Source organism: Flavobacterium sp. DSR3-2 (assembly GCF_049896525.1).
GTDB lineage: Bacteria > Bacteroidota > Bacteroidia > Flavobacteriales > Flavobacteriaceae > Flavobacterium.
In genome coordinates this window covers 1-1,254 of sequence record NZ_JAFCUM010000036.1, presented here as the reverse complement: position 1 = coordinate 1,254, position 1,254 = coordinate 1, and the positions used below count along the sequence as shown (strand labels likewise).

Genomic DNA, 1,254 nt, shown 5'->3' with positions numbered 1-1,254 from the left:
TCATTTCTAGAATCTGCAGGAAACAATATTCTTATTTCATTTAGCAGCTCAAATTCATCACTTGGGAATAGTTGCAAAGCAATCCCCAGTATTAAACCTACATCAATTGACTGATTTTTTATCGTAATGGGAACTTCAGCTCCATCTTGATCCAGAGCCACGATACATAATTTCAGTAGATTTCTAATAATCGAAGCGAGTTCATAATAATCATACACTCTTATTTTTAAGTTATAAATCCCACTTTTATCTTCAACTGCCTTCAAAGTGTTGAGACAATTGGAAGTTAATCTTTTGATAGCCTTTAGCTTTTCAATTTCATCTTTTTCCATGATCTTAATTTTTTAAATCGGTTAATTTTTATAAAATAACAATGTATCAGTCTTGCTCAAAGGGCAATAGTAATCCGTCTTCAATAACCAAATTGTGAAGTTCAGACATCAATTTCTCAACAATAACGTTCATCTGATCAACCTCATCTTTGTTAAGCTTTGACAACTTATGATGAAGCATCATATGCCTATCCAGATAAGGAAAGAAATCAGTCCAGAACTGTTCTATTAAATAATTGTATTTTCTAATATCGGGATCTGCATAGATGCATAATTGCCATAATGTTTGATTTGACAAATAATTAGGCAGGTAGTAAGTCTTAATAAAAATATATGTTCTACAAAAGGACATAAAAAACAATGTAAAAAGGGAATCTAAACCTTGGTAGTTTTCTTTTGTATCGTTAACTATTGTGCAAAATTGCAAGGCAATGTCCTTCGTCGGCTTATAATAAAAATGTAAATCAGCATGATAAGGATTGTGAGGCACCTCCCAATGAAATTCAGGAAGGTATTCGTTGGATGAATATGTCAAGTATTTGCCTTGTATAATTTTGGAAAAGAAACTTTGATGCTGATACAGATTAGTTTGCATCCAGTACCGGCTATGGCTTAACAAAACGAAATCATATTTTTTTCCTATTTTGCTTTTTAGAAACTGAGTGATTAATTTTAATTTTTCATTGCCAGCACCCATAGCTATGAGCATCAGATAATAAGTCGTTTTTTCATGGTCAGTAATTTGATGATATAAGTAGATCTGTTCGAGTTCAACCGAGTTCAATATGGTTTCTATTGCAACGCTGAGAATTACATCCTCAGGTTTGTCATCAATTTGACATACTACATCGTGTTTTTCAAATAATCCTTTTTTTATCAATGTCTTTAATTCGTCAAACCGTTCTTCGATAAGACGATAGAG

At 32.2% G+C, this 1,254-nt stretch carries 1 protein-coding gene and 1 pseudogene; both read right to left on the bottom strand.

Annotated elements, in window-relative coordinates; genetic code table 11:
• Positions 1–332: hypothetical protein (locus ACP7AV_RS17140; RefSeq protein ID WP_426093007.1), on the bottom strand; the 332-nt coding region annotated here is incomplete at its 3' end.
• A gap of 46 nt (positions 333–378) precedes the next feature.
• Positions 379–1,254, bottom strand: a pseudogene (locus ACP7AV_RS17135) (hypothetical protein); the annotation flags it as partial.